Source organism: Pseudomonas sp. FBCC-B1667, assembly GCF_059133255.1.
On the sequence record NZ_CP101437.1, the window covers coordinates 5,790,595 to 5,798,435 of the forward strand.

The window sequence follows — 7,841 nt, forward strand, 5'->3', positions numbered from 1 at the left end:
GACGCAATGCTAGCAAACATCCTTGGATTAGGTGGTGACAGGTCTGACGCCTTCGCGAGCAAGCCCGCTCCCACATTAGGTCAGCTGTGAACACAGGGTTTGTGCTCAGCCTAAATCCAGTGTGGGAGCGGGCTTGCTCGCGAAGGGGCCAATCCAGACACCACAAATCCTACCGCTGCATCCCCCACCGCTTAACGGTCACCCGCTCCAACGAATCAAACACCAGGTTCTCCACCAGCAATCCAATCAAGATCACCACCGCCAACCCGGCAAACACCTTGTCGGTATACAGCTCATTACGGTTCTGAAAGATGTACCACCCCAATCCGCCCTTGCCGCTGGTCGCACCAAACACCAACTCCGCAGCAATCAACGTACGCCAGGCAAAGGCCCAACCAATTTTCAACCCGGCAAGAATTGAAGGCAACGCCGCCGGAATCAGGATAAACAGCACAAACCGCATGCCCTTGAGCCCGTAATTACGCCCGGCCATGCGCAACGTTTCCGACACCCCGAGAAACCCGGCATAGGTGTTCAAGGCCAACGCCCACAGCACCGAATGCACCAACACAAAAATCAAACTGTTCTGCCCCAGGCCGAACCACAGCAGTGCCAACGGCAATAAGGCAATCGCCGGCAACGGGTTGAACATCGAGGTCAATGTGCTCAGCAGATCCCGACCGAACTGGGTCGACACCGCCAGCGTGGTCAAGGCAAACGCCAGGACGATGCCGATCAGGTAACCCTTGAGCAACACCACCAGCGAAATCCAGACCTTGCCCAACAATTCACCACTCAGCAGGCCGTCGTAGAGCGCGCTGGCGGTTTGCAGAAAGCTCGGCAGCAACAGGTCGTTGTTCTGCACACGGGCCACCACCTCCCACAACACAGCGAGCAAAATCAGGATCAGGCTTTTACGAATCCAAGCCTGTTGCCAGAGGCGCTGACCGAGGGGTAATTCACGCTCCAGCGGTACGCTGGTCAGCGGCTGCAAAACGGTTTCAAACTCTTCTCGTGCAGATGATAAATGGCTCATCAGGCACTCCTCTCAATGGCTCAATAAGCGATGCGAATGTCGGAGAAATCCAGCTCACGCTCGGCTTCTGGCGACTGGCCTTCATCGAACAACAATCGATGAATCCGGCGCGCCGATTCCTGAAACGCCACGCCGCCCAAGCTATGCAAATCGTATTGATGGCTGTGGACTTCCGCCCGCACCCGGCCCGGATGCGGCGACAACAGCAAAATGCGATTGCCCACCACCAGCGCCTCTTCGATGGAGTGCGTGACGAACAGCAGCGTGAAACGCACCTCTTCCCACAGCAGCAGCAATTCTTCCTGCATTTTGCGGCGGGTCAGCGCATCGAGCGCGGCGAAGGGTTCGTCCATCAGGAGGATTTTCGGTTGCATCGCCAAGGCGCGAGCGATGGCGACTCGCGCTTTCATGCCACCGGACAAGGTGTGCGGATAAGCGTCGGCAAACGCCGCCAGTCCGACTTTTTCGAGGTAGTGCAGCGCGCGCTCTTCAGCTTCTTTGCGCTTCAGGGTTTTGGACGCCAGCAGCGGAAACATGACGTTCTGTTTCACGGTTTTCCACGGCGGCAGTTGATCGAACTCCTGGAACACCACGATCCGGTCCGGCCCCGGCGCATGCACGGTTTGCCCTTGAAGTCGGATTTCACCTTCGCAAGGCTGAATGAACCCGGCTACCGCTTTGAGCAACGTTGATTTGCCGCAACCGGACGGACCGAGCAGCACAAAGCGGTCCGCCGGATCGATTTCAAAACTGACTTGATGGGTCGCCCGAACCACACGCTGCGGCGTGCGGTATTCGAGGCTGACGTTGTCGACCGACAGCAGCGCCCGGGCTGCGACGTTCGGTTTGCTGACCGTGTGGCCTTGCAAAGGGGCGTTCATTTCAGTTAGCTCCCTTGCAGCGGTTTGGTGTCCTGGAAGAAGTAGTCCTTCCACGAATCCGGTTTGTTTTTGATCGCGCCAACGCGGTAGAGGAACTCGGCCAGTGGATACGTATTCTTCGGGGTGACGCTGAATTCAAACTGCGGGTTGTCGATGATTTTCAGCAACGCGGCGCGGTCGATTTTTGCTTTGGTGACGCGGATGTAGGTGTCGGCGGCAGCGCCTTTATCGTTCTGGGCAAACTCCGCCGCCTCAGTCAGCGCCGCGATGAAGGCTTTATAGGTTTTCGGGTTCTCGTCACGGAATTTCTCGGTGGCGAACAGCACCGTCGGCGAGTTCGGGCCGAGCACGTCATAGGAGTTCAACACCACGTGGACGTTGGGGTTGGCCAGCTCCTGATCCTGGAACGGCGGGTTGGAGAAGTGCCCGGACAATTCGGTGCCGCCAGCCACCAGCGCGGCCGTTGCATCAGGGTGCGGGACCGCGATGGTGTACTTGTCGAGGCGATTGAATTCCTTGTCGCCCCACTGCTTGGCGGCCGCGTATTGCAAGAAACGTGACTGCACCGACACGCCCACCGCCGGCACCGCGATGCGGTCGTTCTCGGTGAAATCGGCGATGGTTTTAACCTTCGGATTGTTGCTCACCAGGTAGTAAGGGAAGTTGCCGAGGGAGGCCACGGCTTTGACGTTCTGCTTGCCGTGGGTGCGGTCCCAAATGGTCAGCAACGGGCCGACGCCCGCGCCAGCGATATCAATCGAGCCCGAGAGCAGCGCATCGTTGACCGCCGCGCCGCCCGACAGCTGGGTCCAGTCGACCTTGATGTCGATGCCTTCCTGCTTGCCGTACTTCTCGATCAGGTTCTGATCGCGCACCACGTTGAGCAACAGGTAAACAATGCCGAACTGCTCGGCGATGCGGATTTCACCTTCGGCGTGGACCACGGTCGGCGTCAACAGGCTGCCGGCGATCAAACTGAAACCCAGGCCGATGGCGGCCGTCAGCGGTGCAAAGGGAAGACGTTTGGACATGATCAAATCTCCGACAAATCAAAAAGGCGCGTCGCCCTGAATGGTGGTTCGATACAGCTTGCGGCGCAGATGGCTTGGGCATCCGGCGGCGAGGTGGATCAGCGAGCGGTTGTCCCAGAACACCAGGTCATGGGGCTGCCACTGATGGCGGTAAATGTTTTGTGGCAGCACGCTGTGGGCGTAGAGCTCGGCGAGCAGTTGCTGGCTCTCGTCTTCCGGCAAACCGACAATGCGGGTGGTAAAGCCTTCGCTGACGAACAACGCCTTGCGGCCGTTTTCCGGGTGCGTGCGCACGATTGGGTGAACCACTTCGGCGACTTGCGCCAGTTGCTCCGGCGTCAGGGTCGGGCGCCAGTTGCCTTCGAATTTGGTTTCGCTGTAGCGCGCCGTGTACGAGTGCGCAGCGGATCGGCCTTCAACCGCTTTGCGTAACGCGTCGGGCAGGCTGTCCCAGGCTTTGTGCATGTCGGCAAACAGGGTGTCGCCGCCCTCGGATGGCAATTCCTGGGCGTGCAACATCGAGCCCAGGCTGGGCAGTTCTTTATAGGAAAGGTCGGAGTGCCAGAACTTGCCGGCGTCACCGAGGCCGATGGATTGGCCGTTTTCGATGATATTGGAAACGATGAGGATTTCCGGGTGGTCGGCCAGCAGGAATTGCTTGAGCACGTGGATCTGCAGCACGCCGAATCGACGGCTGAAGGCAATCTGCTGCTCGGGGGTAATGCGCTGGTCGCGGAACACCACGACGTGATGATCCAGGTGCGCGCGATGGATGCGGGCGAAGTCCTGGTCATTGATCGGCTGAGACAGGTCAAGGCCGATGATTTCAGCACCGACGGCGCCGCTGAACGGGCGGATGTCGAAGGTTTGTGGCGCGATGCGGTTGGTAGCAGAGACAGCTGACATAAAAATCACTCCCACGCACGGCACGCTCAAGGGCGCGCGCGTCGATCAAGAAACTCACGGAGGTCCCGTGTTGGTTCGTGTCGTGCGGCGCGCCGATTGGTCGGCAGGTACGCAGGGGAGTAACTTTATAGGTATAAGAATTGGAATTTAAATACCGTTAATGAATAACGATATGGCTTTTGAATCGCAGCGCCTGTAACGGAGCCGAGAACTACCGCTCGTGCAACGCCTCAGCCCGCGCCCGAATAATCGGCTTGAGCAAATAGCTGAGCACTGACTTCTTGCCGGTGATGATATCCACCGACGCCACCATTCCAGGAATGATCAGCAACGGCTTTTCATCCGTCCCCAGATGGCTGCGATCGGTGCGCAGCTTGATGATGTAGTACGTGGTTTTCTTGTCTTCATCGGTGATGGTGTCCGCGCCGATCTGTTCAAGCTTGGCCTTCAACCCACCGTAGATCGTGTAGTCGTACGCCGTGAACTTCACCGTCGCCTCTTGCCCCGGGTGCAGGAAGGCGATGTCTTGCGGGCGAATCTTTGCCTCGACCAGCAAGGTGTCGTCCAGCGGCACGATTTCCACCAGGTCACTGCCCGGCTGAATCACGCCGCCAATGGTGTTCACCAATAGCTTGTTGACGATCCCGCGGACTGGCGATGCCACCAGCGTCCGGCTGACCCGGTCTTCCAGCGCTTTGCCGGTGGCCTGGGCCTTGTTCAGGTCGGTGCGCGCTTCGTTGAGTTGAGTCAGGGCTTCGCTGCGGAATTTACCGCGCGTCTCGTCAATCTTGCGCTGCACTTCCTTGATCGCCGATTCGGCGCGAGGGATCGCCAGTGTCGTGGCATCCAATTGTCCACGCGTTTCGACTTCGGCACGCCGCAGGCGCAGCACTTCAACCGGCGATACCGCGCCCTGGGCCACTAATGGCTCGGACATGTTGATTTCCTGGCGTTGCATACTCAGTTGCTGGCGATACTGCGACTGTTTGGAGGTGAACTCACGCAGCTCTTGCTGACGCTGGATCAATTGCTCCTGCAAACCACCGATTTCATCGTGCAGTTGCTGTCGACGGCTGGTGTACAGCGACTCTTCGCTGGCCGCCTGAACGGGCACGGCTTTGAGTACGTCCGCCGGGAAATTCAGCGGACGGTCGTCGACTTCCGCGCTCAGGCGTTCGACGCGCAGCAACATCGACAATCGATCCGCTTCGGTCTCGCCGACATTGGAGGCGAAGCGCGTGTCGTCCAGACGAATCAGCGGCGCACCGGCCTCAACGATTTGCCCTTCCTTTACGAACAGCTCGGAGACGATACCGCCCTCGAGGTTCTGGATTTTCTGGATCTTCGACGACGGAATCGCCTTGCCATCGCCCTTGGTGACCTCGTCGATCACCGCGTAGTTGGCCCAGAGCATGAGGAACACGAAGAAGGCGATGATCGCCCAGATCGTCAGCCGCACCACGCGCGGGGCGTCTTCGATGAGGGCTTTGTTGACCTCGGGCAGTGGCTGGCCATGCAGCGACTCGGAGCCTTTGAAGTAACGGCCGATCGCACCCTTGAAACCCGACTTAAGCAACACTGATCTGCCCCTTCTTCAACGCTTCCATCACGGCGGCTTTCGGGCCATCGGCAAGAATTTGTCCACGGTCGATGACGATCAAGCGATCCACCAGCGACAACAGCGAAGCCCGGTGCGTGACCAGCACCATGGTTTTACTTTCTACGACCGCCGCGAGGCGCTGCTTGAGGCGTTCTTCACCGGTGTTGTCCATAGCGCTGGTCGGTTCGTCGAGCAGCAGGATTGGTGGATCGAGCAACAACGCTCGGGCCAGTGCGACGTTCTGGCGCTGACCGCCGGACAGGTTCTGCCCACGCTCACCGACTTGCAGTTCGTAACCTTGCGGGTGCAGACGGGCGAACTCGTGCACGCCAGCCAGTTCGGCGGCTTGCAGGACCAATTCGTCTTCTACATAACGTGCGCCCGACACCAGGTTATCGCGCAGCGTGCCCGCCAGCAGCTGGATGTCCTGAGCCACGTAGCCGATGTTGTGGCGCAACTCACTGACGTCGATCTGACGGATGTCGACGCCATCCACTAACAGAGCGCCGTCGTCCGGTTGGTACAGGCCCACCAGCAGTTTGGCCAGAGAGCTTTTGCCCGAGCCGCTGCGACCGATAATGCCGATTTTCTCGCCCGGCTTGATGGTCAGGTTGATGTTCTTCAGCGCCAGGTTCTGCTGGTTCGGGTAGGTGAAGTTCATCTGCCGGCACTCGATGGCGCCTTGCAGCACTTTGCGGCTCAGCGGACGCTCTTCGAAATTGCGCTCTTGCGGCAGTTCCATCATTTGATCGACCGAGGTCATGGTCACCCGCGCTTGCTGATAACGGGTCAACAGGCCGGACAGCGAGGCCAGCGGACTCAGCGCGCGTCCGCTGAGCATGTAGCAGGCAATCAGGCCGCCCATGCTCAGGTGACCGTCGATGATCTGGTACACACCGAAGACGATCATGATCACCCCGGCCAGTTGCTGGATCAGCAAGGTGATGTTCATCGCCAGGCCGGAGAGCATTTTTACCCGCAGTTCGAGGCGGCTGAGGGTGCCGATGGTCTGTTCCCACTGATACTGGCGTTCGCTTTCAGCATTGTTGACCTTCACCGCGTCGAGGCCGGCGAGGGTTTCGATCAGGCTCGACTGCCGCTCGGCGCCAAGGGCCATGGTTCGTTCCATGGTCGCCACCAAAGGCTTCTGCAACGCGTAGCCGATCAGCAAGGCAATCGGGAACGCCAGCACCGGAATCCACACCAGGTGCCCGCCGAGGATCGCGATGACCAGGAAGATCAGCAGCGTAAACGGCAGGTCGATCAGACTGGTCAGGGTCAGCGAGGCGAGGAAGTCGCGCAGGCTCTGAAACTCGTGGATGTTCTGGGCGAAGCTGCCGACCCGCGCCGGACGGTACTTCATCGCCATGCCGACAATGCGCTCGAACAAGGTGGCGGAGATGATCAGGTCGGTTTTCTTGCCGGCCAGGTCCAGGCACAGACTGCGCAGGCTCTTGAGGATCAAGTCGAACAGGTAGGCGCCGGTAATGCCGATGGCCAGGACCCACAGGGTCGATTCGGCCTGGTTCGGCACCACGCGATCGTAGACGTTCATCACGAACAGCGGCGCGGCCATGGCAATGATGTTGATCAGGAAACTGGCGGCAATGGCGTCGGCGTACAGCCAGCGCGAACGCTTGAGGGTGTCGCGGAACCACGAGCGCGCACGCGGGATCAGCGTGCCGTGGTTGACGTCGAATTTGTGCTGGGGTTGAGCGAAAAACACTTTGCCGGTGTAGTCGTCGGCGAGCAGCTCGCGACTGACTACGCTTTCGCCGCCATCGCTTTCGCTCAGCAGCACGCGCGCCTGGTCGTCACCGTGCCAGCCAAGCAGGACCGCGCTGCGGCCATCCTTGAGCAGCAACAGAGCCGGCAGCGCAATCGCAGGGATCTGCTCAAGCTTGCGTTGCAGCACCCGGCCTTGAAGACCGGCGCGAGCGGCGGCGCGAGGCAGCAGTTCAATGCTCAGGCGTTGCTTGGGCAACGGCAGGCCCGTGGTCAACATCGCGGCGCTGGCCGGTTTCTGGTGCAGAGTGCACAGGGCTAGCAGCCCATCCAGTAACGGATCGTCATGCTGCGCGCGTGGATCATGGATGTGCTGAACCCGACTGACTTCTGATTCCACGCTCGACACTCTTGGCTAACGGTAAAAGGGAGGACTCAATTCATCCCGGGGAGCTGAACCTTGCTTCACGTCGTTCTGCACAACGGATGCCAACGGTGCGACCACTCCCTGGCTTTTGAGCAACTGCTCATGGTCGCCTTGAATCGGTATTGAGTAAATAACTGAATGTTGTTGATCTCGGCAGCTTGTTGACGCACCCGTTTGCTGCACGTCGAAAAACCGTCAAAAGCCATTGGCGAGAGGTGCTGGCGCGACCCCTGCG

At 59.4% G+C, this 7,841-nt stretch carries 6 protein-coding genes and 1 pseudogene; all 7 read right to left on the reverse strand.

What is annotated here, in order from left to right:
- Window positions 1-169 precede the first annotated feature (169 nt).
- Window positions 170-1,036 (reverse strand): ABC transporter permease, encoded by an 867-nt coding sequence (locus NL116_RS26790; protein ID WP_494374760.1) that lies wholly within the window; start codon window positions 1,034-1,036, stop codon window positions 170-172.
- A 20-nt stretch (window positions 1,037-1,056) separates the two neighbouring features.
- On the reverse strand, window positions 1,057-1,917 hold the full coding sequence (locus tag NL116_RS26795) for an ABC transporter ATP-binding protein (protein WP_494374761.1): 861 nt from the start codon (window positions 1,915-1,917) through the stop codon (window positions 1,057-1,059).
- A gap of 5 nt (window positions 1,918-1,922) precedes the next feature.
- Window positions 1,923-2,948 (reverse strand): ABC transporter substrate-binding protein, encoded by a 1,026-nt coding sequence (locus NL116_RS26800; protein ID WP_494374762.1) that lies wholly within the window; start codon window positions 2,946-2,948, stop codon window positions 1,923-1,925.
- A gap of 18 nt (window positions 2,949-2,966) precedes the next feature.
- Window positions 2,967-3,854 carry a TauD/TfdA dioxygenase family protein gene (locus NL116_RS26805; RefSeq protein ID WP_494374763.1) on the reverse strand — a complete coding sequence of 296 codons (888 nt, stop codon included), beginning with the start codon at window positions 3,852-3,854 and terminating at the stop codon, window positions 2,967-2,969.
- Between the two features lie 211 nt (window positions 3,855-4,065).
- Entirely contained in the window at window positions 4,066-5,433 is a 1,368-nt protein-coding gene (locus NL116_RS26810; protein ID WP_494374764.1) for an HlyD family type I secretion periplasmic adaptor subunit, read from the reverse strand.
- Window positions 5,423-7,579, reverse strand: coding sequence for a type I secretion system permease/ATPase (locus NL116_RS26815; RefSeq protein WP_494374765.1), 2,157 nt, complete (start codon window positions 7,577-7,579; stop codon window positions 5,423-5,425). Before NL116_RS26815 ends, NL116_RS26810 begins: the two co-directional genes overlap by 11 nt.
- A gap of 35 nt (window positions 7,580-7,614) precedes the next feature.
- A pseudogene (locus NL116_RS26820) lies at window positions 7,615-7,761 on the reverse strand (TolC family outer membrane protein); the annotation flags it as partial.
- Between the last annotated feature and the right edge of the window lie 80 nt (window positions 7,762-7,841).

What these genes read in the sequence shown, in the direction of transcription:
- NL116_RS26790 (WP_494374760.1), bottom strand. Translation starts at nt 1,036, where the DNA reads ATGAGCCATTTATCATCTGCACGAGAAGAGTTTGAAACCGTTTTGCAG.
- NL116_RS26795 (WP_494374761.1), bottom strand. Translation starts at nt 1,917, where the DNA reads ATGAACGCCCCTTTGCAAGGCCACACGGTCAGCAAACCGAACGTCGCA.
- NL116_RS26800 (WP_494374762.1), bottom strand. Translation starts at nt 2,948, where the DNA reads ATGTCCAAACGTCTTCCCTTTGCACCGCTGACGGCCGCCATCGGCCTG.
- NL116_RS26805 (WP_494374763.1), bottom strand. Translation starts at nt 3,854, where the DNA reads ATGTCAGCTGTCTCTGCTACCAACCGCATCGCGCCACAAACCTTCGAC.